Genomic DNA, 25612 nt, shown 5'->3' with positions numbered 1-25612 from the left:
TAAAGGAGGTGTCACTTTAGCTAAGAAAGCTAAAGGATATATGTGGATATTTTAAAATTACTGATGGTAGTCATTCTTATTGCATTAACAGGTTTTTTTGTAGCTGTTGAGTTTGCAATTATTAAGGTGCGTAGCAGTCGTATTGACCAACTCGTTAGTGAGAAACGACGAGGAGCATTGGCAGCAAAAAAAGTAACTTCAAATTTAGATGAATATTTATCAGCATGTCAGTTAGGTATTACAATTACCGCTTTAGGGCTTGGGTGGTTAGGCGAGCCGACTATAAAACATTTACTTGAGCCGTTGTTTTTAAAACTACACCTATCTTCTGCAATTGCAAGTACCGTTTCATTTATTATTGCTTTTGCAGTTATTACGTTTTTACATGTTGTTATTGGTGAACTTGCTCCTAAGACGTTCGCCATACAAAGAGCAGAGCAAGTTAGCTTATTATTATCGAAGCCACTTATTTACTTTTACAGAGTAATGTATCCGTTTATTTGGGCTTTAAATGGTTCTGCAAGGCTTGTAACAGGACTATTTGGGTTACATCCAGCTTCTGAGCATGAAGTTGCTCATTCGGAAGAAGAATTACGATTAATCTTATCTGAGAGTTATGAGAGCGGGGAGATTAATCAAAGGGAATTTAAATATGTAAATAATATTTTTGAATTTGATAATAGAGTAGCAAAGGAAATTATGGTGCCTCGTACGGAAGTTGTAGGTTTATATGAGGACGAACCATTTGAAACACATATTAAAATAATCGCACAAGAAAAATATACAAGGTATCCTGTATTTGGTGAAGATAAAGATGAAATCATTGGAATGGTTAATGTAAAGGATTTATTTATTCGTTATATGGATGGTAATCGGGACGAGGAGTGCTCGATTATGCCATATACAAGGCCGGTCATTGAAGTGTTAGAAAATATTCCAATTCATGATTTACTATTACAAATGCAAAGAAAACACATTCCATTAGCTGTGTTGTATGATGAATATGGTGGTACAGCTGGGATTGTTACGTTAGAAGATATTTTAGAAGAAATTGTTGGAGAAATTCGAGATGAATACGATGAAGATGAACACCCGCCTATAGAGCATATAAGTGAAGGGTGTAAAATTGTAGAGGGGAAAGTGCTTATTAGTGAAGTAAATGATTTATTTGGCATCCACTTAATCGCTGATGATGTAGATACAATTGGTGGCTGGATTATGGTACAAAAGCAAGTCGTTGCTGAAGGAGATATTATTGAAAAACACGGCTTTTCTTTTAAAGTTCTAGAAAAAGATATGCATCAAATTAAACGAGTGGAAATAAAGAAGGGAGAAGAATGATTTTCTATAAAAGATATATATAGAAAATTAAATGTTTGCGCTTTCAAAAAAGGTGCTATATAGTGAAGGTGGACACTGAAAAATTCTTCTGAATGATACTCGTATTTTTAGAGGGCGAATTTTTTAAATAGGGATTTAGAATGAAAAGTATAGGTGATGAAAATGATAGCAACGAAGGATATACGTATAGAAAAAGATTTTTTAGGTGAAAAGGAAGTACCAAGTAGAGCTTATTATGGTGTACAAACATTACGTGCGGTAGAAAATTTCCCGATTACAGGGTATCGCATTCATCCATCACTCATTACGGCAATGGCAATTGTGAAAAAAGCGGCGGCACTTGCAAATATGGATACTGGTTACTTAGCGAAAGACATTGGACACGAAATTGCAGAGGCAGCACAAGAAATTGTTGATGGGAAATTTCATGATCAATTTATTGTAGATCCAATTCAGGGCGGTGCTGGAACTTCTATTAATATGAATACAAATGAAGTAATCGCTAATCGAGCGTTAGAACGTATGGGATATGAAAAAGGCGAGTATGCAAAAATTAGCCCAAATACGCATGTAAACATGGCTCAGTCAACGAATGATGCGTTTCCAACGGGAATTCATATTGCAACTCTTATGATGTTAGAAGAACTTCTTATTACAATGGAAGAACTTCATGCTGCTTTCCTTGCAAAAGCAAAAGAGTTCGATCACGTCATTAAAATGGGACGTACGCATTTACAAGATGCTGTTCCGATTCGTCTTGGACAAGAATTTGAAGCGTATAGCAGAGTGCTTGCGCGTGATATAAAAAGAATTAAACAATCTCGCCAACATTTATATGAAGTGAATATGGGGGCGACAGCTGTTGGTACGGGATTAAATGCAAACCCTACCTACATTGAACAAGTGGTTAAACACTTACGAACATTTAGCGGATTCCCACTTGTTGGTGCAGAGCATTTAGTTGATGCAACACAAAATACAGATGCATACACAGAAGTATCTGCAGCATTAAAAGTATGTATGATGAATATGTCTAAAATTGCGAACGACCTTCGTATTATGGCATCTGGTCCACGTGTTGGATTGGCGGAAATTCAATTACCAGCTCGTCAACCAGGTTCATCTATTATGCCAGGTAAAGTAAATCCTGTTATGGCAGAAGTAATTAATCAAGTCGCTTTCCAAGTAATTGGTAATGATCATACAATTTGCTTAGCGTCAGAAGCAGGACAACTGGAGCTCAACGTAATGGAGCCTGTGCTTGTATTTAATTTAATTCAATCTATCAGTATTATGAATAACGGATTCCGTGTATTCCGTGAATATTGTATTAAAGGAATTACAGCAAATGAAGAACTGCTGAAGCAATATGTTGAGAAAAGTGTTGGAATTATTACAGCAGTTAACCCTCATATTGGTTATGAAGCAGCGTCACGTATTGCACGTGAAGCAATTGAAACAGGAAAATCTGTTCGGGAGTTATGTTTAGAACATGGTGTACTGACAGAAGAAGAATTGGATATTATTTTAGATCCATTCGAAATGACGCATCCCGAAATTGCTGGTGCTTCTTTACTAAAGAATAAGAAGATGTAATGTAAAAAAACACCGATCCATTTGGATCGGTGTTTTATTTTAAAAGATATTAAATACAGCGTTTAATTGAAGTAAGCTAATGATAGCTAAGAAGATTAAACTGTATTTCATTGCTGTTTTAAATAGGGCAGATTCTTTACCAACTAGTCCAACTGCTGCACAAGCAACTGCTACAGATTGTGGTGAAACCATTTTTGCCATTGTACCACCTACTACGTTTAATGCAACAAGAGTAGAAGGAACGATGTTTAATTGATCTGCAGTTACTGCTTGAAGCGGTGCGAATAATGAACCACTTGATACTACTGAACCTGTAATGAATACGCCAATCCATCCTAAGATTGGAGAAAGAATTGGGAATGCATTACCAGTAGAAGAGAATGCAAGTCCAAGTGTAGATGACATACCAGAGTAGTTTTCCACGTAAGCTAAAGCGATAACACTACAGATTGTATACACTGGAGCTTTTAGTTCTTTTATTGTTTCAACCATTAATTCTTTAACCATTTTACCTTTTACGCGGTACACGATAAGTGAAACGATAATTGCTAATACGATTGCAGTAGTTGTAGATGAGAATACATCAAATTTGAAAACCGCTGCGAAAGGTGTATCAGCTTTTGTAATTGGTGTAGTTTTCATAACAGCGTTATGAAGACCAGGGAATTGAATGTTAAATACTAGGTTTGCTAGTGCGCCATCCGGAGCAAATAAAGCTTTAATTGGTTTTAAATTAAATATTGTTACAAATGCAGTTAAGAATACGAATGGAGACCAAGCATATAAAATTTGATTGAATGTATGAGATTCTTTTTCTTCTTGTTTTTCTTCTTTAGCAGAAGATTTTGGCTGCCAAACACGTAAGAATAATGCAAGAGAGATCATACTTACAACGGCTGCGAAAATATTAGTAAGTTCTGCACCTAAGAAGTAAGTTACAACGAACTGAGTAATTGCGAAAGAAATACCACTTACAAGAATACCTTGCCAAGTTTCTTTAATACCTTTAATTCCATCGACCATTGAAACAAGTAAGAAAGGTAATACAATACTAATGAATGGTAGAATAAGAACAGTTTGACGACCGATAGTTAATGCATCTAATTCAGTTAATTGTGCTGGTACTGTAACTGGGATACCCATAGCGCCCATAGCACCACCAGCGATGTTTGCTACTAAACAAATACCTGCTGCTTTTAATGGATTAAAGCCCATACCTACAAGTAGTGCAGCTGTAATAGCAACTGGAACCCCTAGACCAGCTGCGCCTTCTAAGAAAGCACCGAAAGAATAAGCGATTAATAATACTTGTAAACGTTGATCATTTGTAATGCTTGAAATACTATCACGAATGATGTTGAATTGCTCTGTTTTAACAGTTAATTTGTAAAGGAAAATTGCTGCGATAACGATAGTACAAATTGGGTAAAATCCGGATAAAATACCGAATCCGGCAGATGCTACAGCTACTGTTGCTGGCATTTTATAAACGAATATAGCAAGAATAATAGCGACAATCACACTGTAAAGCCCAGCGATATAACTTTTCATTTTCAGTCCCATTAAACAAATGATGAAGCAAAAAATTGGAAGTGCTGCGATTAGAGCAGATAACCAAATATTGTTTAATGGGTCATAAATTTGTGTCCAAGTACTCATAATAATGACAACTCCTATCTATTTTATGTGAAGAAATTCACATTATTTGTGAAACTATTCACAATCAACTTACATGCTTAGTATATTCTCCTTCAACACTATTGTCAACGTAAAAAAGTATAATTATTCCATAATAGTGTTAAAAGAAATGCTTTGTTCATAAAGTAGACAAAAAGCCCACTCAAATCTATTTGAGTGGGTGAGATAAATGATTTACATATTCTTTTCTTATAGTTGTTTATACATTATTGATCCTACAGCTCTATAATAGAGACCGTCTTTGTATTAAATATAGAGCTGCAGAATGTACCGCTTGCCCTATTTGATCAAGTTAGGAGTGGGACAGGAAATGTATTTAATAGGAAGTATTCCATCATAGTTCAAGCTAGTGAATATGAATTAAAAAGTAATAAGTTAATATTTAATGTTACGGCAGCTCTTTTTACTGAAAATTCCTTTTAGCGTAACAAAGAGGTTAAATATAACCCAAATACGTTACGATAGGTTATCAATTATAGACGGTATTTTACAATATCATTACTGCACATTGCAATGAGGTGAAAATATAACAAAAAGCCTGATAAAACAACGTTTGCAAGCAAAGTATTTGCAGCCCGTTATTTTGCTTTTTCGTTATATCGTATAGTATAATATTCAAAATCAGCAAGGAATTTTTCCTGAGTCCTTTGCTGGTTAAGGTGGAAAAATTTTTCAGCTTTATAGGTTGATAAAGTTATGTCGTAACAGGAAATATAAGAACAGATATATAAATAAATAAAAAGAAAATAAAAACGAAAATGAGGGGAACTTTATGAGCCAAAATCAATTCGAATGTCGTATTTCAGAAGAAGATGTACAAATGTTAAGAGCGTTAGCGCATCCGTTGCGTCTACGCCTAGTAATGGAACTAATGCAACGTGGAACATGTAACGTAACACAATTACAGGAAGTGTTAGAAATTCCGCAATCAACAGTTTCGCAACATTTAACGAAATTAAAACAAAATAAAGTAGTACGCTTTGAACGACGAGGACTGGAAGTGTATTATCAAATTCATAATGATAAAGTAAGTGAAGTAGTAAAAACATTATTTTCTTAAAATTTGAATATTATGGAAAAAGACGTATGGGATCTACGTCTTTTTTTGTTAGAAGGATGATATGAGAAAGAATGTTAATGGGTAAGGAAAAAAGGCTAACCATTAAAATGTTGCTATATGGAATATATTCTAAAAGGAAAAGAAAAGATAGAAAGGAGTGTAATAAGTAAAAGGAGGGATAGTAGAATGGATGTAAAACGTGTGAAACAAATTTTATCTTCTTCAAGTAGAATCGACGTTACATATGAAGGTGTACCAGTATGGATTGAGAGCTGTGACGAGCAGAGTGGGGTTGCTCAAGTGTATGATGTATCTAATCCTGGAGAAAGCGTCCACGTGAACGTGACGGCTTTAGAGGAGAAGTAATAGAAAAGACGCTTCTAAATGTTTAGAAGCGTCTTTTTATTTCTTATTCCATCATATGTGCAATTTTCTTAGAGAACATAAGAAGTACTAATCCGAGTACGATTACGATAATACCGATACTTGCGAATACTTCTAAATATCCTAAAGATTGAGTGAAAGCAGCTAATTGTCCTGCTAATAAGTTTGCGAAGCCAGTACCAGCTAACCATACACCCATTAATAATGATGCTAATTTAACAGGAGCGATTGCACTTACCATAGATAATCCGATTGGTGATAAGAATAATTCACCAATTGTATGGAACATGTAAGTGAATACGATGAATAGTAAGTTTGCTTTCATTGTAATGTTACCTTCGTCGCTACCAGTTTTTAATACAGCTAAAGTTAGAACTAAATATCCAATCCCTAGTAAAATCATACCAAATGCCATTTTTGTTGGGATTTTCAAATCACCATTTTTTGTTTTCGAAAGTTTAATCCATAATGCAGAAACAGGTAATGCTAGTAAGATAATGAATAGTGGGTTTACAGATTGGAACCAAGGTGTTGGAATTGTAAATCCACCAATTGTACGATCCACAAACTTATCTGTGTAAAGTGTTAAAGAACTACCTGCTTGCTCAAATCCTGCCCAGAAGAATACTACGAAACAAGTTAAAATTAAAATTGCAGCAGTACGTTTTTTCTCTTGTGTTGTTAAAGGTTTTTTCTCGATTGCTTTTGCATTTTTTTCTTTAGATTTTTTCCCTACAACAGTTGTTCCGATAGACCCTAAGTAACGAGGTGCTAAGAAATTAAAGGCAAGCTGTCCAATAATCATACCGATACAAGCTGTTAAGAAACCGTATCTATAGTCTGCGAAGTAACCGCAAATGAATGGAGCGATAAGAGCACCTAAGTTAATTCCCATGTAGAAGATAGTGAAGGCACTATCACGACGAGAATCGTTTTCGCTATATAATTGACCTAATAAAGTCGAAATATTTGGTTTGAAGAATCCGTTACCAATAACTAATAATCCTAATCCTAAAAATAGTCCAGTTTTTGTGTTCATTGAGAATAGTACAAAGTTACCAATTGCCATGATGATACCACCAATAGTAATGGCATGGCGCTTCGTAATGAAATGGTCAGTTAACCAACCACCGATAATCGGTGTGAAGTATACTAACATTGTGAAAATACCGTAAATTTGAACTGCAACTGCTTTATCAAATCCTAAACCGCCGCTTACTAAGCTCGTTGTTAAATAAAGAACTAATAAGCCACGCATTCCGTAATAACTGAATCTTTCCCATGCTTCTGTAAAGAACAACAAGTATAACCCTGGTGGATGTTTTTTTGGTGATTGTTGCTCTCCAGCTTTGTCTAATTTTAAAGCTGCATCCATTTTTGTTTCCCCCTAATCCTGTATAACGGATATTTATGTAATCATTTTAATTTACAAAATATTTAGAAGTCAATAGAATTATATGGAAATAGAAAGAAAATTTCTAAAAAAGTTCTATTTCACTTCGACCGTTACTGTATTTTGCCCTGAAAACGAGATGATAAGCGTTTTCAAATGTAATAATTGAATTCTAAAAGAAAATAAAATAGTGATTAATCAGAAAATTTAGATTAAAATATTTATTCTGATATAAAGAAAATACATTCTATTTACTTTTATAATATAACATATTGGGAATAAAAATACAAAATGAAATAATGTGACATTTAAGTGAATTGAAAAATAACCAGCTCCATAGAAGCAGAGCTGGCTAAGGAAAGATTATTTAACAAAGCGTTTTTCGATATCATCTAATAGTAGGTTAGCAGCCATTACACCGCCAGCTGTATTCCAAATCACATCATCAACTTTGTATGCTTTACCATTTTTTACTGCATTTAAGTTTTTAAATAGCGGATCATTGATATATTCCTTTTCTAATTCAGAGCCTTTTTTCTCGTTTCCTTTATCGAATGTGAAGTAGAATAATACATCGCCATCCATTGCAGAAATACGTTCTTTAGATACGTTACGCTCTGCGAAGTCATCTTTATTTTGATCACCAGGACGTTTAAATCCAAGTTCTTTTAAAATAACACCAGAGAATGTATCACCATGATAAATACGAACATCACCAGGCATGAAGCGAACCATAGAGATTTCTTGATTTACTTTATCACCTAGTTTGGCTTTTAAATCTTTCATACTTTTATCGTAATCAGCTAAAACCTTTTGGCCTTCTTTTTCTTTATTTAATGCTTTCGCATAAAACTTGAAGTTATCTTTCCATTCACCACGTAATGTTTCAGAGAACACAGTAGGTGCAATTGCTTTTAGTTGCTCGTACACTTTTTCGTGACGCATTTTGTTACCGATAATTAAGTCTGGTTGTAAAGAAGCGATTGTTTCTACGTTCACTTGTCCTTCATCACCAACAACTTTTACATCTTTCATTTTATCTTTAATATGTGGATACCATGGATCACCAGTCCAAGATTTTACAGCCCCAACTGGTTTCACACCTAGCTCAAGTAAAGCTTCAGTTCCTTCGTTTGTTAAAATAACTACACGTTTTGGATTAGCAGGAACTTCTGTTTTCCCCATTGCATGTTCAACTGTAATCATTTCTTCTTTTGTATCTTCTTTCGTATTTGATTTTCCACAAGCACTTAAAAGTAGTGAAAAGGCTAGTAAAAATACAAATACTGTAAACGATTTCTTTCGCATGAAATTCATTATGTACCCCCTACATAGTGAGAATTTTTTTCAATAGCAAGCATGATAATAATACTTCATGGCCTCGTTGTCAATGAAAATAATTCTCATTTCCGTTGACAATGAGAATTAAGTTGAAATACACTTACAACGTATCATTATACATTGAAGGGGAAACGCTGCATGTTATTAAAAACAAATCAAGCAAAATGGATTGGATTATTTGTTGGGATCATTGCAGTCATTACTTGTATTTGGGGAAGTATTATTTTTGGATATACAAATACGAGTTGGAAATTAGCGTTAGATGCTTTTTTCCATTTTAATGGTTCCAATGAACATATTATTATTCAAAATGTGCGTCTACCAAGGGCATTAATTGCAGCAAGTGTTGGTGCTAGTTTAGCCATTGCAGGTTGTCTTATGCAAACTTTAACGAAGAATCCACTTGCTTCTCCAGATTTTATTGGATTAAATTCAGGTGCTGCTTTCTTCATCGTTGTAGCAATTGTTATTTTTTCCGTGACGTCATTATCAGCCTTCACGTGGATTGCCTTTTTAGGGGCAGCAGTTGCAGCTGTACTTGTATTTGCTTCTAGTTCTTTAGGAAAAGAGGGGACAACACCTCTTAAGTTAACATTAGCAGGGGTCGCAATTAGTGCGTTATTTTCATCATTAACACAAGGATTACTTGTTTTAAATGAAAAGGCGCTTGAAGAAGTATTATTTTGGCTTGCCGGATCTGTGCAAGGAAGAAAGTTAGAAATTTTACAATCTGTATTCCCGTATTTATTAATAGGCTGGATTGCATCTATTATGATGGCAGGGAAAGTAAATACATTGATGATGGGGGAAGACGTTGCAAAGGGACTTGGGCAACGAACGATTTTAATGAAATCATTCGTGTTACTTATTATTGTCCTGTTGTCTGGTGGTTCAGTTGCCGTTGCTGGTCCAATTGGATTTATTGGAATCATTACCCCGCACTTTTCCAGATTTCTTGTTGGAGTAGATCATAGATGGAGAGTGCCGTATAGCGGCTTGTTAGGTGCAATACTATTAATCTTAGCTGATATCGCAGCAAGATATGTCATTATGCCACAAGAAGTACCGGTAGGAGTTATGACAGCATTTATTGGTGCGCCGTTCTTTATTTATATTGCACGTAAGAGAGGGCTTAGCAAATGAAGAAGTATATTCCGTTTCGTATAGGAAAAGGCGGGCTCTCGTTTTTAATGTATAAACGAGCTTGTCTCGTCTTATTCAGTTTACTAGTTGTTTTAATAGGATTATTTTTTGCGAGTGCAGGTATGGGAGACATGAAAATTGCTCCTTATGATGTATGGCAAGCGATCACTGGAAATGGCGATGCGATGTCAAATATGGTTGTAAATAAGTTTCGTATGCCGCGTATTTTAATTGCTATTCTTGTAGGGATCGCACTTGCGATCGCAGGATGTATTTTACAAGGCCTCGTCCGAAATCCACTTGCTTCTCCGGATATTATCGGGATTACAGGTGGTGCAAGTGTTGCAGTTGTATTGTTTTTAGCTATATTTAGTGATAAAAATAATGCGCTAACTGTAAGCATTCATTATATGCCGCTAGCAGCCTTTGTTGGGGCAACAATTGTAGCGCTTTTTGTATATTTATTTGCATGGAGAAATGACGGGTTATCGCCGATTAGTCTTGTTTTAATTGGTGTTGGGTTTTGGGCATTAACGAAAGCGGCAACGACTTTGTTTATGTTATTAGCGCCAATTTATCAAGCAAGTCAAGCGAATGTATGGATTACGGGTACTGTTTACGGTTCTTCATGGCAAAATGTCATGGTACTTGCGCCGTGGGTTCTCATTTTAACGGTAATATCATTTATAGCTGCTAGACATTTAAATGCGCAAGAGCTAGGGGATGATATTGCGGTAGGACTTGGTGTTCCTTTAACGAAGTCACGCGTATTCATGTTATTACTTAGTACAGCTTTAATTGGTGGAGCAGTTGCCTTTGCTGGAGGAATTGGATTTGTCGGTTTAATGGCACCTCATATTGCACGAAGACTAGTTGGTTCTTTATATGGTGCATTACTCCCAGTTGCGGCGATTGTTGGTGCAATTTTAGTACTTGCTGCAGATTTAATTGGGCGTACAGTTTTCACCCCACTTGAAATTCCAGCAGGGGTATTTACATCAGCAATTGGTGCACCTTATTTTATTTATTTACTTTATAAAAGTCGGAATTCATAAAGGGAGATGAATATGCAAAAAGCATTGGAGACGAAACGTTTGACGTTGTCTTATGGTGAAACAATTATTATTGATGAGTTGAATTTAGAAATTCCAAAAGGCGAAATTACAATCTTCATTGGTTCTAACGGTTGCGGGAAATCAACTTTATTACGTTCACTAGCTAGATTGTTAAAACCAACAACTGGTGACATTTTGTTAGATAATCAAGCGATTCAAAGTATGCAAACGAAGCAAATTGCCCGTCAAATGGCAATTTTACCGCAAGGACCGCAAGCGCCAGAAGGTCTTACAGTATTGCAACTTGTAAAACAAGGGCGTTATCCATATCAAACATGGCTGAAACAGTGGTCAGAAAAAGACGAAGAAATGGTACAGAAGGCACTTGCAGCAACAGGGATGACAGAATTTGCTGAGCGTGATGTGCATGCTCTTTCAGGTGGACAACGACAACGCGCTTGGATTGCAATGACGCTTGCACAAGATACAGATATTATTTTATTGGATGAGCCTACTACCTATTTAGATATGACTCACCAAATTGAAGTGCTAGATTTATTATTCGAATTAAATGAAAAAGAACAAAGAACAATTGTTATGGTACTACACGATTTAAATTTAGCCTGCCGTTATGCAGACAATATTGTAGCCATTCAAGATAAACAAATATATGCACAAGGTAAGCCAGAAGAAGTAGTAGATGAGAAGCTAGTACGTGATGTATTCCGAATGGAATGTCAAATCAGTACAGATCCATTATTTGGGACGCCACTTTGTATCCCACATGGAAAAGGAAGACGTGTACGTAAAGAGGTTGCTCAGGCAATGAGATAATGAAAAAGACGATGAGAGGGTCATCGTCTTTTTTATTTTCGGCAAGAGAATAAGAGGAAGAGGGGGATACGTAAACGACGTTCATATTCTTCCGCGTTTTGAAAATAAGTTTGATCTGGTGTAGCTTCTTTTAAATTTGTAATTGTAAATCCAGCTTGTTGTAATAGTGTAAAATATTCTTCCGTTGTACGATGATATTTAATAACTTCTTGATCAATCCAAGGTTCAACCCGTTTGCCTAGTTTAAAGTAATCATCGACGAGCCAACTCGTTCTTTTTCCGCTCGTTTGCAAGCTTTCAAATGAAGAGGTAATAATAGGGTGTTGAACGCTAAAAGTAAAGGTTCCATTTGTCTTTAAAGTTTCGTACACATTTTGAAAAATGATAGGAAGATGTTCGATATAATGTAAGGCGAGTCTAGATGTTACTAAATCAAAAGTAGAAGGAGGGTATGTGTAGTCTTTGAGGTTTAAAAAATGAACGGCGCCATTTTTGTTTTCTAGTTGTTTTTTAGCTTTTTCATACATAAGTTCGGAGCCTTCAATACCAGTGTAAGAGTGGCAGCCTTTTTCTAATAACTCTTCACCGAACTTAGCATCACCGCAGCCTAAATCAAGAATTCGCTTTCCTTTAACATCACTAATGAGTTGAAAGAAGGCTGGTTTTTCAAGTGCCTCATTTGGGCTATTTTCTCGATATCTTCGCTTCATATATTGTTCAAAAAATGCTTCGTTATTATATACATCTGATTCAGTAAATGCCATGATTGAAGCCTCCTTACATATTTTTTTTATTCTACCAAATATGAAAAGTAAATAATAGATTTCTTGTAATGAATCGTATATAATCTAGAATTGTAAGCGGTTACTTTAAACTATTTTTCTATAATAAATTCTGAAAACGTGTTAAGCTAGTAGAGGGATTATTAGAACTATTAAGACAATAATTCGCTTACATGAACGATGGGAGGCTTCACGATGTCTAGTAAAACACTTGCAAAATTTTTAGAAGAAAATTTAGAGGATTTAAAATCAAAGGGGCTTTATAACGTAATTGATCCGCTTGAAAGTTCAAATGGACCAATCATTACAATTGGTGGAAAAGAATATATTAACTTATCTTCAAACAACTATCTTGGATTAGCAACAGATAGCCGTTTGCAAGAAGCAGCAATTGGTGCAATTCATAAGTACGGGGTTGGAGCAGGAGCTGTTCGTACAATTAACGGTACTTTAGATTTGCATATTAAATTAGAAGAAACAATTGCAAAGTTTAAACATACAGAAGCAGCGATTGCTTATCAATCAGGATTTAACTGTAATATGGCAGCGATTTCAGCTGTTATGGATAAAAATGATGCGATTCTTTCAGACGAATTAAACCATGCTTCCATTATCGATGGTAGTCGTCTATCAAAAGCAAAAATTATCGTTTATAAACATTCTGATATGGAAGATTTACGCCAAAAAGCAATCGCGGCGAAAGAATCAGGTCTTTACAATAAATTAATGGTCATTACAGACGGTGTCTTCTCAATGGATGGAGATGTTGCAAAACTACCAGAAATTGTTGAGATTGCGGAAGAATTAGATTTAATGACATACGTAGATGATGCACACGGTTCAGGTGTACTTGGAAAAGGTGCAGGAACTGTAAAGCACTTCGGTCTATCTGATAAAGTTGATTTCCAAATTGGTACATTGTCAAAAGCAATTGGGGTAATTGGTGGATATGTAGCAGGAAAACAAAACTTAATTGACTGGTTAAAAGTTCGTTCACGTCCATTCTTATTCTCTACAGCATTAACACCAGCTGATGCAGCAGCTTGCATGAGATCCATTGAAATCTTAATGGAAAGCACAGAGTTGCATGATCGTTTATGGGAAAATGGTCGCTATTTAAAACAAGGGTTAAAAGAACTTGGCTTTAACATCGGGGAAAGTGAAACGCCAATTACACCTTGTATTATTGGTGACGAAGTATTAACACAAGAATTTAGTAAACGCCTAAATGAAGAAGGCGTATATGCAAAATCTATCGTGTTCCCAACTGTAGCTAAAGGAACCGGACGCGTTCGTAATATGCCAACAGCAGCTCATACGAAAGAAATGTTGGATGAGGCAATTCGTAAGTATGAAAAAGTAGGGAAAGAAATGGGCATCATTTAAGTAAAGACATCTTTTGAATAGCTTGCAAATGAGGAGTGGGGAAAATGAAAAAAATTCTAGTAACCGGTTCTTTAGGGCAAATTGGTTCTGAACTAGTAATGAAACTTCGTGATGTATACGGCGCATCAAATGTTATTGCAACAGATATTCGTGAAACAGATAGTGAAGTAGTAACATCTGGTCCATTTGAAACGTTAGATGTAACAGATGGACAAAAACTACATGATATCGCAAAGCGTAATGAAGTAGATACAATTATTCATTTAGCAGCTTTACTTTCAGCAACAGCAGAAAAAAATCCATTATTTGCATGGAATTTGAATATGGGTGGACTTGTAAATGCATTAGAAGCAGCTCGTGAATTAAACTGTAAATTCTTCACGCCAAGTTCTATCGGTGCATTTGGTCCATCAACGCCGAAAGATAATACGCCACAAGATACAATTCAGCGTCCTACTACGATGTATGGGGTAAACAAAGTAGCAGGAGAATTACTATGTGATTATTATCATCAAAAATTTGGCGTTGATACGCGCGGTGTACGTTTCCCAGGTTTAATTTCTTATGTAGCTCCTCCAGGAGGGGGAACAACTGATTATGCAGTTGAAATTTATTATGAGGCGATTAAAAAAGGCACATACACCTCATACATTGCAGAAGGAACATACATGGATATGATGTACATGCCAGATGCTTTACAAGCGATCATTTCCTTAATGGAAGCTGATCCAAGTAAGTTAGTGCATAGAAACGCGTTCAATATTACAGCAATGAGCTTTGAGCCGGAGCAAATCGCAGCATCAATTCGTAAACACATCCCGGCGTTTACGATGGATTACGCTGTAGATCCTGCTCGTCAAACAATCGCTGATAGTTGGCCAAACTCTATTGATGCAACAGCAGCAATGAAAGAGTGGGGCTTTAAAGCAGAATACGATTTAGACAAAATGACAACGGACATGCTTGCTAAGTTAAAAAAAAAGCTCACAGCTGAGTTAGTGATGAATTAATAGGAAGGGTCGATTCTTAGGAATCGACTCTTTTAATTGAAGGAGAAAAGCAACATGCAAAGAGTTGATGTCGTATATGCACTAATACATGACGAAGAAACAGATAAAATATTAATGGTACATAATGTAGAACAAAATGTTTGGTCATTGCCGGGTGGGGCTGTTGAAAAGGGTGAAACGTTAGAGAAAGCTCTAGTAAGGGAAGTAAGAGAAGAGACAGGTTTAACGGCTATGGCAGGTGGACTTGTTGCAATCAATGAAAAATTCTTTGAAGAATCAGGGAATCATGCACTATTATTTACATTCCGAGCGAATGTAGTAACAGGTGAACTTATTGCAGAAGATGAAGAAGAAATTTCTGCAATAGAGTGGGTGGACAGAGCAATTGCAAATGAACGATTCCCATTCTACGATGGTGGATTTGAGGCATTATTAGAAGTAGCCATTCCATACAAGTTTCAGCCAGAAACAAAGTGATTGAAAGAAAAAAAACAGGAGCGCAACGCTCCTGTTTTTTCTATTCAATCGTCTTCAGTAATAACTTTTTCAATAGTGGTTTAATCTTCAAACGTAAATCTTCAGCGTGATTTGCAACTAAGAAGTGATGGTTATAAATGTTCTTCATTAATTGATAAGTTGCTTCTTTCGCTTCGCCTTCTTCGATGAAGATCCCGATTACTTCCATACCACTTTTACGAGCAAGTTTGACAGCTTCATGCGTATCTAAAATACCGTCTTGTTGATAGTCTAGTGCAGAAGGCTCACCGTCTGTGAAGACAAGTAAGAATTTATGCTTTTCTGGTCTTTTTGCAAGCTTTTCAGAAACGATACGAATAATATATCCGTCGCGATTATCTTCTTCTTCGCGAAGCTGCATAATTTCGGGACCAACGTTTGGTAACGTTGAGTTTTTATACGTTACAACTTCATGGATAACGTTCGGCTTATCTTCAGGTTTAGCACTAGAAGCATCTTCCCAAAATCCGCTAATAGCGTGCGGGATTTTTAAAGATTTCAACGCTTCATGGAATAGGACCACACTCTTTTTCGTTTCTTCCATTTTGTTATACATAGAACCAGAGCAGTCCACTAGTAGTTGGAATGCAACGTCGAGCTCTTGTGATTCTTGCCCTTTTTTATAAAACATGCGAGGCTGCTTTTCAGTATAAATACGAAGGAATTTCTTACGAAGTCTTCCGTAATATTTATCACTATTTGCATTCGTTTTATTTTCAATCGTTTTTTCGATAATTTTCTTTAATTCTTTTACATCTTTATTAACGACTGATTTAATAGCTTGGTAATCCTTTTTCTCGTCAGGATTTGGTTTGCGTGCTTCTTTAAATGTATGAGAAGCGCCAGTATTATACTTACCGTATGCACCATCATTTTGACTAGAAGCGTGAGAGGCTCTTGCTTCCTCTGTATCAGCACCATCAAAGTTGGATTGTGTACTTTTTTGAGAAGTACCTTGTACAGAGCCAAGCGCTTGGTCACCATCTTCTGATTCGCGAGCAGTATCACCCATCATATTTGTTTTTGTTCCGCTTTCTAATTCAAAGCGTAAAAAGTTCTCGTTTTCGTTATTTTTATTTTCACGATGCCATGTGGAGAAACTTTCATCCATTTTGTTTTTATTTTTATCGTCATCTATGAGTTGTGTATCATCATTTGCTAATTTTTCGGGACGGCTGTCTTTTTCATCTGCAATAACAGATAAGTAGAGCGGAGCATGTCCGAAATAGTTGTTAAGCATATCACTTTCAAGAAGCTCCTCTAAACGATAGCGAATTTTCTCAACGATATACATAATATCTTCCGTATTACGAGCTTGGAATGTTTCATGCAGAATAGCTTCAATTTGCTCGAAATATTCATTATTAAACATTTCATATTTATCGCTCGTTAATGAAAGATAGCATAGACAAAATAGACGATCACCGTGATAGTTACGAACGCGATTGATTTCATTTTGTGAGCTAAAGTAATTGCGATACATTTCTTTTCTTCTTTTAAAAACATGCTTTGTGCCAGGGCGTAAGTTTTTTACGATTTCTTCAACACGTAAATCTTCTAATAGAACAAATAATTGTGTTAAAAACTTTTTTAAGGGTGATTCTTGTAATTCAATCGCATAAGAACGAATTAAAGTCATGTCCGAGTAATGTTTATTACCAAGTGCTTTTAAAAACACTTCGCTTTTTAATCCGATTACTGTATCCTCTTCTTTTCGATCATCCCAAAAGTGACTAATGACAACCTTTTTTTCAATTTCGTCGTAGTATGCTTTATAGCCATACTCAAGGTAGGCATCATCTTCTTTGAGAAGGGCATACATTAAGTTTTCCATTTGTAGAAACAGCGACGCATCAATTTTTTTGTCACTAAAAATTTGTCTCATGAATTATCCCTCAAAGAAATAACTTTCTGCTAATTCACGGACAGTCATTTGTTCTGTTTCATCGTTTAATTTTGCGATAATACTACGTTCAATTGCGCGCATAACAGGAATATATACACCTAAATCACATGCATCAATAATGCCACGAATACTTGCTGCTTCTTCACTTACGCGGCCGTCACGAGCTAAAGGCATAAGATCGCTTGCAAATGCAACGAACTTTTCAATTGTTGTAACATCGTTTAATTTTGATTCTGCTAATAATAATTCTTTTAATGTATCACCTTGAATGTAAGGAACTTCAATAATAACGAAACGGTTTTTTAACGCTTCGTTTAGTTCACTTGTACCAACGTAACCTTCATTAATGGCAGCGATTACGCGATATTCGTCATCACCGTATACAACTTCTTGTGTAAACGGGTTTGTAATCATTTTACGGTAATCTAATGCACCGTGAAGAAGCGGTAACGTTTCAGGTTTTGCCATATTGATTTCATCAATATATAGGAAATGACCGTTCTTCATCGCTTTCATAAGAGGACCGTTAACGAAAGCAACTTCAGATGCGCCATCTTTCGTTTGTAGTGTGTTGTATCCTAAAATACCTTCTACATCTAGGTCGACAGAACAGTTAATGCTATGCATTGGTTTTTGGAATAAAGAAGAAAGCGTTTCAGCTAGTACTGTTTTACCACTACCAGTTGGTCCTTTTAATAGAATGTTTTTGCCAAGAAGAAGTGCTGTAATAGCATCTTCGATAATGCTATTATCAGATGCTTTATATATTTTTGTACCGATTAAATGTGCATTTTCACCAGCTTCTTGCTTATTCTTTTCGTGAATTGTAGAGAGCTGTTGTTTTAAATCAGCATGTATATGAAATTGTTCTAACATGTATTTCCCACCTAACATTATTTTCATAAAGTAATACATCTTATGATAACTTGTTTTAATATGGTATGCAAAGAAAAGGGGAGGGGACAAATATAAAAGAAAAAGCAATCAATTGTACATTGATTGCTTATAGTAAAGGAGAAATGAGCCTCATAAAAGACTCTAATATTCGTTTTTTGATACTTCTTTTTTGGAAAGCGTTCCATTTAATTTCAGTGGAATGCTTAAAGTCTTCTTCAAAATCACGTTTAATATCATGAACAGTTTCTGATTCATACAGTACGCTAATAATTTCATAATTCAATTCAAAGCTTCGTACATCCATATTTGCTGTTCCGATTGTTGCGATTTTATCATCAACAAGTACGAGTTTTGCATGCATAAAGCCATCTTTATAACTATAGATGGAGGCACCAGCTTTTAAAAGTGGAGTGAAGTAGGACTGGGATGCTTGATCACTAATAATACTATCACTTTTACCAGGATATAAAATGCGTACATCTATGCCAGATATTGCACTTAAACGTAATAATGTTAAAGTTTCTTGATCTGGAATAAAATATGGTGTAGCAATCCAAATAGATTTTTTTGCAGAACCCATAATAGCTAATAACGTATTACGAATGCTCTTATCATCTGAGCTTGGCCCGCTCGCTACAATTTGCACGGCACCTTCTGCACTTGAAATTTCTTTACCTGGGAAGTATTGTCTATTCATAAATTGATCCCAAGAATAGGTTTTCAAACCACTAGATGCATAGAGCCAGTCCTCTAGAAAAATTGCTTGTAATTTATATAACGCTTTTCCTTCGATTTTTAAATGACTATCACGCCAAACGGGAAACTTTTTTGAACGGCCAAGATATTCATCACCGACGTTAAGTCCTCCAGTAAAACCGATTTCTCCATCTACAATGACAATTTTACGGTGGTTACGATAATTAACTGTTTCAAGTAACCAAGCTGAAAAAATAGGGTCAAATTCAACAATTTCAATCCCAGCTTCTTTCATAGGTTTTAAAAAGCGTCTTCTTAACGTATTACTTCCTAATCCATCATAAAGGAAACGTACAATAACACCAGCTTTTGCTTTGTTTATTAAAGCATCCCGGACTTTTGTACCAATCTCATCAGATTTATAAATATAGTATTGAATATGTATGTGATGTTTTGCTTGCTCGATAGCTTGCAAAATTTCTGAAAATGTTTGATCTCCGTTTGTTAAAAGTTTTGTAGTTGTTCTATCTGCGGCAGGCCCGCCTCCAAATTTTTGTACAACTTCTGTTAAATGGGTAGAGCGTTCACTTAATGGGACTTTGAGTGATAACTCTAGTCGTCTTCCTTCTAATATTTCACGGAATAATTTTCTTTGTTCTTCTGAACGATGGAGATGCTTTTTTCTTCTCCAACGGCTACGCCCGAAAATAGAGTATAAAAGTACACCTACAACGGGAAGAAGTGCTAATACTAAAAACCACGCTAAGGTACTTTGAGGAGACCTATTTTCGATAAAAATAACGAATGAAATTCCTACAATTGTAATGGACCAGAGAACGCCGACAAATGTATATAACGAAATATACGATGTATTTAATAGGAAAAGAACGATAGATACAATTGTAAATATTAATAGTAATTGGACAATAGGTTTCTTCATTTCTATATAATTCCTCTAATCTTTCTTCAATATAGACTTCCTAAATAGCGGATGTAATGTGACATTTTTATTATAAATTGTTTTCTGTTTTTTACAAAATGTAGGTATTTCCCCATACTTTCCGCATTTGTCCTACATACAGTGTATTGTTACGTTTTTAAAGAGAAAAGGAGGGTGAATAAAATGTATGGTCGTCCAATTGGAGGATTTGGTCACGGTGGTTTTCATGGTGGTTTTGGACATTCCCCATTTTTTGGTGGAGGTTTCTTTCCAGGGTTTGTAGCAGGAGCATTACTCAGCCCTGGATTTGGTTATGGCGGATATGGTTATCCGTATTACTCGGATTATTCTTATTATACAGGTTACCAACAAGATCCATATTATTCTTACAATACCTATTAAGATGAGAAAATGGAAAAGGAGAGGGGAAATATGAATTATATAGAAAATAACGGATTGTATTATCGTAATCATCATCATGGAGGGCACCATCATAACGGCGGACATCACCACCATGGAGGGCACAATCACCATGATCATCATCACCATCACGGAGGTGGATGGGGCTGGGGTGGCGGCTCATGGGGCGGTGGATTTTTCCCTGGAAGTTTTGCTGGAGGTGTGTTAGGTGGGCTTACAGCTGGCGCACTAACGGGTGCAGCAGGTGGAGGCTACTATCCAGCACCGTACCCAGTAACTTATCCAGCGCCATACCTAGCGCCATACCCAGCACCATACCCAACGCCATATCCGGGTTATCAGCAAATAACATATCCATACTAAACTAAAAAAAGAGGCTTTCCTCTTTTTTTAGTTTAGTAAAGTATTTATAAAATATTTCCAAAAAAATGGTGAAAATATGTTAATATTTTGTTATTGTAATTTTAAAACATATATACTAATTTTAATTTCTATATTCTTATTCAGGAATAGTTGTATAGTGTGCTCAAATGTCTATTTCGCTAGTAAAGTAAAAAGGTTAGATGTAAGTAGAATTAGTAGGAAACTAGGGTTGTATAGAGCTAGTTATAAAGGTATGTAAGAGAATGAAGAAGCTATAATAAGGTAAGCTAAGTATAGCGATAGGAAACAACTATTTATAATTGAAACGGTATTATATTGCTTTTTATTACAAATAATATTATGTTATTTTAATCGGCATATTTCAAAACGTGATGTATGTAAAGGACGATTATTAGGAAATGAAATGTCTCTATTTCTATGAAAAGAAACAAGTTGTGTTTTAGTCAGATAGGAAGCAAGGAGAGATGCGCATGCTAGAACAAAGAGGTCATGCATTATATGAATCTTCATTGCGAGATTTAAAGTTAGCATTAGATGAGTCTTCAATTGTTGCGATTACAGACCGAAAGGGTCTTATTACATATGTAAATGATAAGTTTTGTGAAATCTCCAAATATACACGAGAAGAGTTAATAGGGAAAGATCATCGTATTTTAAATTCAGGACATCACCCGAAAACATTTTTTCAAATGCTATGGAAGCGTATTTTGAGCGGAAAAGTATGGAGAGGTGAGATTCGAAATCAAGCAAAAGATGGTACATATTATTGGGTTAAAACAACAATTGTTCCATTTTTAAATGAAAAAGGAGAGCCATATCAATTTATTGCGATTCGAAATGATATTAGTAGTAGGAAAGAAGCAGAACAGAGGTTGCGGTTAAGTGAAAGTCGTTATAGGGAGCTTGCGTATCATGATGCTTTAACGAGTTTACCGAACCGTTTACAATTAATAACGACTGTTAACGAATTGATTGCAGATAAAAAAGAGTTTGGTATGATTTATTTTGATTTGGATCGTTTTAAATTAGTAAACGATACGCTAGGTCATATGATAGGAGATTTACTTTTAAGCGAAGTTGCTTCACGGTTGCATTATGTGCTAGGAGAGAAAGATGTTCTGGCTAGGCTGGGTGGCGACGAATTTGTGTTGTTAACAAAAAATCATACACAAGATGAGATGAGGCAGCTAGCGACATCTGTATTGTCATGCTTTCAGGCACCATTTATGCTTGAAGGTCATGAAGTATACATTTCAGCTAGTCTAGGACTGTGCTCATATCCGCAAGATGGACAAGATGTAGAAACTCTATTGAAGAATTCGGATTTAGCTATGTATAGTGCGAAAGAACAGGGGAGAAATGCAGCTTGCTTCTTTACAGGTGAGTTACGTGCGAAAATAAATCGTAGAATGAAAATTGAATTTGCTTTGCAAAAGGCAATTCGTGATGAAGAGTTAGAGGTGGCGTTGCAGCCTATTATTGATTTGAAAACAAAGAAATATACTGGTATTGAAGCTTTAGCACGTTGTTCAACAGAAGAAGGACCGATTTCACCAAGCGAATTTATTCCAGTAGCTGAAGAATCTGGACTTATTATAAAACTAGGAGACTGGGTATTAGAAAAGTCATGCCGCTTGTTTAAAACATTGCCGGAGTATGAAGATGGACTAAAGTTATCTGTGAATTTATCCATACAACAATTAATGCAAAAGCGTTTTATTATATCTGTACGTAGTATTTTAAGGAGAACTGGTTTTCCTGCGAATCGTTTAATTTTAGAAATAACGGAAAGCATTGCTGTTCGTCATTTTGATTATATTATTGCCACATTACAAGAATTAAGAAATATGGGTATTTTAATTGCTTTAGACGACTTCGGAACGGGCTATTCTTCCTTATATTATTTAAAACAATTACCGCTGGATATAGTGAAAATTGATCGTAATTTTATTCGTGAATTTCATTATGATCATGCACAGCCAGAGCGAACGATTGTAAAATCTGTTATTGAAATTGCCCATAGCTTAAATCTAGCAGTAGTTGCTGAAGGGGTAGAGACAGTAGAGCAAGAAAGTTTATTACAATCTATGGGTTGTGATTATGTGCAAGGATTTTATTATGCGAAACCTTTATCTGTAGGAGAGTTAAAAAAAAAGTTAATTACAGATTTTGAATAAAAAAGAGAAGCGGGTAGCTTCTCTTTTTTTTAATTCATTTTCTGGGAGTTTTTCATTAGTATTGGATAGAGGATAAGACCTAATACGAACAATCCGATTCCTAAGAAGAACGTTTTTAAATCAGCAGTGCCCGTTTTGATAACCCAAATAGAGTATACAAATGCTAATGTAGTGATGATCCCGTCCTTTATTCGAGAACCGGGCATTATATCATACGTTTCTCCTGTAATAACTAATTTGAATTGGTACAGCGTCGAAACAAGGTATGGAATTAAATAAGCTAATGTTGCTACAACGATAGCGAAATTATAAGCTTCTGATACAGTACCAGAAATCGTTGAAAATAAGAAAATTTGCGTCATCACATTTGTAATCAATAATGATTTTGAAGGACTCCCTTTTTTATTTGTTTTTGCGAACAGCTTAGGGAAAAGTCCGTTCTTTGCAGCCTGGTAAGGTACTTCTGAACTAACAACAATCCAGCCCACTGTAGATCCAAATAAAGATACAAGTGCAAGTAGAGCCATGATATAGGCACCTTTATTGCCAATTGCTAAATTTAATGCGTCTACTAATGGTTTTTGAGACTCTTTTAAAGCATCTTGCGGGAGAGCACCCATTGTAAGTAGAGTAATTGACATGTAAATAAGAAGAGCGATAATTAATCCAAAAATGGTAGCTTTTTTTACATCGCGCTGAGATTTTGCACGATTAGAAAGCATGACAGCCGATTCAATACCGATGAACGCCCAAAGTGTTGCAATAGCAGCTGAATTGATTTGTCCACCTAAAGAAATGGATTGTCCTGCTTCATTCATAAATGTTTGCCCGTCTCCGAAATTAGAGACGTTGAAAATGAATAATGTGATTACAATAAACATTGTAAATCCAATAATTTTTGCAATAGTAGCAAGAAGATTCATATTTCCAGCACGATCAATATTTTGAGAAAGAATATATTGAATTCCCCATAACATAAGGCTGCATACGAGGAACGTTAATCCTTTTCCAAGTTCTAGTGAAAATCCGTTCGTTGAAAAGAGAATTTGCTTACTTTGTAAAACTGGAAAGAATGTTGATAAATATCCAGCAAAGGAAATAATAACAGATGCTGTTGCAGCCCAGTTCGCAGCCCAATATCCCCATGCCATACTATATCCTGCAACTTTACCCGCTTTTTTTGAAGGAAACATCGCTTGAGCATAGCTTTGTGGCCCCGCTTTTAATTCTGGTTTTCGGATTGCTAAATTTCCAAATACGAGTGCAATCATAAATACGCCAAGTCCTGTAATACTCCATGCAAGTGTAGAACCCATTGGACCTGATACTTGTGCTAAATTCGCTGGGAGCATAAATACGCCACCGCCAACCATATTCCCGATAACAAAAGCTGTTAAAACCCATAATCCCCATTTTTTCGTTTCCATTTTTGTTAACTCCTTTGTAGTAAGATTTGCTTAAACATCATTTTTTACTAGCTTTTTGGCAATAAAAAAGAGCCATGTAGATAAAAAATACCTACATGGCTCTTCGCCTAACGTAGGTACAACGGGAATAACCCTTGTACCTACGCGTAATTTTTCCGCTAGGTTTCAAGGGTTACGTATGATGATGATGTTTTTGTGCAAATGTAACTACAATTGTTGTATAAGTAAGCATAGTTCTTTGCTCCCTTTCTCCTCTGATTTTGAAGTTAGTATACTACATGTTTTTTTGAATGAAAAGAAAAATATAAAAATTTTTATAAAAATACGTTTTAGAGATTAAATATTTACCTTATTTTTCCTATACTGGAAAATAAGTGAGAGATTGGCAGAAGAGTGTAGCATGGTATAATACATATAGAACTAGAAGGTGACAAGGGGCTATTGTAGATGATGAGTAAGTATGAACAAATTTATACAGAAATCAGTAATTCTATTGATAATAGGCAATTAAAAGAGGGATGCAAAATCCCATCAGAAACTGAATTAATGAAGCAATATGAAGCGAGCCGCGGTACTGTAAGAAAAGCTGTAGATTTATTACAAGAACGTGGATATGTTCAAAAAATACACGGAAAAGGTGTTTTTGTTTTAAAGCGAAAAAACATTGAATTCAACTTTGGTGGTATTGTAAGTTTCCAAGAAGAAAATGAACGTTTAGGACGCCATTGTATTACAGAAGTCGTGGAAATGGAGAAAGTAAAAGCGACAAAAGAGGTTGCAAAGCTATTAAATGTGAAAGAGAAAACAGACATAGATCATATTAAACGCGTACGAAATATTGATGGAGAAAAAGTAATTTTGGATATTAATCATTTTGTATCGGAATATATTCCTGGATTAACGAGTGAAATTGCAGCGGGGTCCATTTATAAATATATTGAGAAAGAACTAGGTCTTCATATTAGTTACTCACAGAGAGTAATTGAAGTGCAACCATGTACAGAGGACGATAGGAAGTATTTAGATTTAAATGGAACAGATTATGTTGTTGTCGTGAAAAACTTTACGCATTTGTATGATGGAAGTCAGTTCGAATATACAGAATCCCGCCACCGCTTAGATATTTTTCATTTTTCGGATGTGGCGCGGAGAAAATAAGGAGATGGAACGTAATAACGTTTCATCTCTTTTTTTATAAAAAAATGACAAACTCGTATATACGAGTA

The 25612-nt window shown here is 35.6% G+C and carries 22 protein-coding genes; 14 read left to right on the top strand and 8 right to left on the bottom strand.

Annotated features, from left to right (window positions below; translation table 11 throughout):
• Positions 1 to 42: 42 nt before the first annotated feature.
• On the top strand, positions 43 to 1341 hold the full coding sequence (locus tag PDK19_RS15855; RefSeq protein WP_000353306.1) for a hemolysin family protein: 1299 nt from the start codon (positions 43 to 45) through the stop codon (positions 1339 to 1341).
• 162 nt (positions 1342 to 1503) lie between these two features.
• On the top strand, positions 1504 to 2937 hold the full coding sequence (aspA, locus tag PDK19_RS15850) for an aspartate ammonia-lyase (protein ID WP_000562153.1): 1434 nt from the start codon (positions 1504 to 1506) through the stop codon (positions 2935 to 2937).
• Positions 2938 to 2976: 39 nt separating this feature from the next.
• On the opposite strand, the gene PDK19_RS15845 is transcribed toward aspA, so the two are convergent.
• On the bottom strand, positions 2977 to 4596 hold the full coding sequence (locus PDK19_RS15845; protein WP_016716437.1) for an L-lactate permease: 1620 nt from the start codon (positions 4594 to 4596) through the stop codon (positions 2977 to 2979).
• Positions 4597 to 5407: 811 nt separating this feature from the next.
• Here PDK19_RS15845 and PDK19_RS15840 point away from each other — a divergent pair.
• Both PDK19_RS15840 and PDK19_RS15835 read left to right on the top strand, forming a co-directional pair.
• Positions 5408 to 5695 carry an ArsR/SmtB family transcription factor gene (locus PDK19_RS15840; protein ID WP_000081429.1) on the top strand — a complete coding sequence of 96 codons (288 nt, stop codon included), beginning with the start codon at positions 5408 to 5410 and terminating at the stop codon, positions 5693 to 5695.
• A gap of 186 nt (positions 5696 to 5881) precedes the next feature.
• The gene (locus tag PDK19_RS15835) at positions 5882 to 6061 is read left to right on the top strand and encodes an acid-soluble spore protein H (protein ID WP_000382683.1); all 180 of its coding nucleotides are present in this window, start codon (positions 5882 to 5884) and stop codon (positions 6059 to 6061) included.
• 43 nt (positions 6062 to 6104) lie between these two features.
• On the opposite strand, the gene PDK19_RS15830 is transcribed toward PDK19_RS15835, so the two are convergent.
• Both PDK19_RS15830 and PDK19_RS15825 read right to left on the bottom strand, forming a co-directional pair.
• Positions 6105 to 7454: a peptide MFS transporter gene (locus PDK19_RS15830; protein ID WP_000338308.1), complete on the bottom strand. Its 1350-nt coding sequence runs from the start codon at positions 7452 to 7454 to the stop codon at positions 6105 to 6107.
• Between the two features lie 381 nt (positions 7455 to 7835).
• On the bottom strand, positions 7836 to 8789 hold the full coding sequence (locus tag PDK19_RS15825) for an ABC transporter substrate-binding protein (RefSeq protein WP_001010256.1): 954 nt from the start codon (positions 8787 to 8789) through the stop codon (positions 7836 to 7838).
• A gap of 162 nt (positions 8790 to 8951) precedes the next feature.
• On the opposite strand from PDK19_RS15825, the gene PDK19_RS15820 reads away from it, so the two are divergent.
• From PDK19_RS15820 to PDK19_RS15810, 3 genes are read left to right on the top strand one after another with little or no spacing between them, the layout of a single operon-like run.
• Positions 8952 to 9956: a FecCD family ABC transporter permease gene (locus PDK19_RS15820; protein ID WP_000925208.1), complete on the top strand. Its 1005-nt coding sequence runs from the start codon at positions 8952 to 8954 to the stop codon at positions 9954 to 9956.
• Positions 9953 to 11011 carry a FecCD family ABC transporter permease gene (locus PDK19_RS15815; protein ID WP_000760063.1) on the top strand — a complete coding sequence of 353 codons (1059 nt, stop codon included), beginning with the start codon at positions 9953 to 9955 and terminating at the stop codon, positions 11009 to 11011. Before PDK19_RS15820 ends, PDK19_RS15815 begins: the two co-directional genes overlap by 4 nt.
• Positions 11012 to 11023: 12 nt before the next feature.
• Positions 11024 to 11845 carry an ABC transporter ATP-binding protein gene (locus tag PDK19_RS15810; RefSeq protein WP_001167956.1) on the top strand — a complete coding sequence of 274 codons (822 nt, stop codon included), beginning with the start codon at positions 11024 to 11026 and terminating at the stop codon, positions 11843 to 11845.
• 32 nt (positions 11846 to 11877) lie between these two features.
• On the opposite strand, the gene PDK19_RS15805 is transcribed toward PDK19_RS15810, so the two are convergent.
• Positions 11878 to 12609: a class I SAM-dependent DNA methyltransferase gene (locus PDK19_RS15805; protein ID WP_000885935.1), complete on the bottom strand. Its 732-nt coding sequence runs from the start codon at positions 12607 to 12609 to the stop codon at positions 11878 to 11880.
• Positions 12610 to 12822: 213 nt separating this feature from the next.
• On the opposite strand from PDK19_RS15805, the gene PDK19_RS15800 reads away from it, so the two are divergent.
• The 3 genes from PDK19_RS15800 to PDK19_RS15790 are packed head-to-tail and all read left to right on the top strand — an operon-like array spanning position 12823 to position 15500.
• A complete protein-coding gene (locus PDK19_RS15800; protein WP_000095906.1) occupies positions 12823 to 14013 on the top strand; it encodes a glycine C-acetyltransferase in 1191 nt (396 codons plus the stop codon).
• A gap of 44 nt (positions 14014 to 14057) precedes the next feature.
• The gene (locus tag PDK19_RS15795) at positions 14058 to 15023 is read left to right on the top strand and encodes an L-threonine 3-dehydrogenase (protein WP_000723136.1); all 966 of its coding nucleotides are present in this window, start codon (positions 14058 to 14060) and stop codon (positions 15021 to 15023) included.
• 54 nt (positions 15024 to 15077) lie between these two features.
• Positions 15078 to 15500 (top strand): NUDIX hydrolase, encoded by a 423-nt coding sequence (locus PDK19_RS15790; RefSeq protein WP_014893321.1) that lies wholly within the window; start codon positions 15078 to 15080, stop codon positions 15498 to 15500.
• A gap of 40 nt (positions 15501 to 15540) precedes the next feature.
• Here the strand turns inward: PDK19_RS15790 and PDK19_RS15785 are convergent, their stop codons facing one another.
• From PDK19_RS15785 to PDK19_RS15775, 3 genes are all read right to left on the bottom strand, one after another.
• Positions 15541 to 17424 (bottom strand): vWA domain-containing protein, encoded by a 1884-nt coding sequence (locus PDK19_RS15785; RefSeq protein ID WP_001248864.1) that lies wholly within the window; start codon positions 17422 to 17424, stop codon positions 15541 to 15543.
• A 3-nt stretch (positions 17425 to 17427) separates the two neighbouring features.
• On the bottom strand, positions 17428 to 18321 hold the full coding sequence (locus tag PDK19_RS15780) for an ATP-binding protein (RefSeq protein ID WP_000892969.1): 894 nt from the start codon (positions 18319 to 18321) through the stop codon (positions 17428 to 17430).
• A 127-nt stretch (positions 18322 to 18448) separates the two neighbouring features.
• Entirely contained in the window at positions 18449 to 19978 is a 1530-nt protein-coding gene (locus PDK19_RS15775; protein ID WP_000743046.1) for a cardiolipin synthase, read from the bottom strand.
• 183 nt (positions 19979 to 20161) lie between these two features.
• Here PDK19_RS15775 and PDK19_RS15770 point away from each other — a divergent pair, with 183 nt between their 5' ends.
• The 3 genes from PDK19_RS15770 to PDK19_RS15760 all read left to right on the top strand — a co-directional run bounded on the left by PDK19_RS15770 (position 20162) and on the right by PDK19_RS15760 (position 22959).
• A complete protein-coding gene (locus PDK19_RS15770; protein ID WP_000274348.1) occupies positions 20162 to 20380 on the top strand; it encodes a hypothetical protein in 219 nt (72 codons plus the stop codon).
• A gap of 30 nt (positions 20381 to 20410) precedes the next feature.
• Complete coding sequence (locus PDK19_RS15765) at positions 20411 to 20761, top strand: hypothetical protein (RefSeq protein WP_014893320.1); 351 nt, start codon at positions 20411 to 20413, stop codon at positions 20759 to 20761.
• 491 nt (positions 20762 to 21252) lie between these two features.
• On the top strand, positions 21253 to 22959 hold the full coding sequence (locus PDK19_RS15760; protein WP_000893363.1) for a putative bifunctional diguanylate cyclase/phosphodiesterase: 1707 nt from the start codon (positions 21253 to 21255) through the stop codon (positions 22957 to 22959).
• 29 nt (positions 22960 to 22988) lie between these two features.
• Here the strand turns inward: PDK19_RS15760 and PDK19_RS15755 are convergent, their stop codons facing one another.
• A complete protein-coding gene (locus PDK19_RS15755; RefSeq protein ID WP_270707546.1) occupies positions 22989 to 24386 on the bottom strand; it encodes an amino acid permease in 1398 nt (465 codons plus the stop codon).
• Between the two features lie 447 nt (positions 24387 to 24833).
• Here PDK19_RS15755 and treR point away from each other — a divergent pair, with 447 nt between their 5' ends.
• Positions 24834 to 25544, top strand: coding sequence for a trehalose operon repressor (gene treR, locus PDK19_RS15750; RefSeq protein ID WP_000987250.1), 711 nt, complete (start codon positions 24834 to 24836; stop codon positions 25542 to 25544).
• The last annotated feature ends 68 nt before the right edge of the window (positions 25545 to 25612 follow it).

The sequence above is a fragment of the Bacillus cereus group sp. BcHK124 genome (assembly GCF_027712065.1).
In the GTDB taxonomy this organism is placed as follows: Bacteria; Bacillota; Bacilli; order Bacillales; family Bacillaceae_G; genus Bacillus_A; species Bacillus_A pacificus.
Note: the sequence above shows the minus strand (reverse complement) of the source record. Positions and strands in the feature narration are given on the sequence as shown.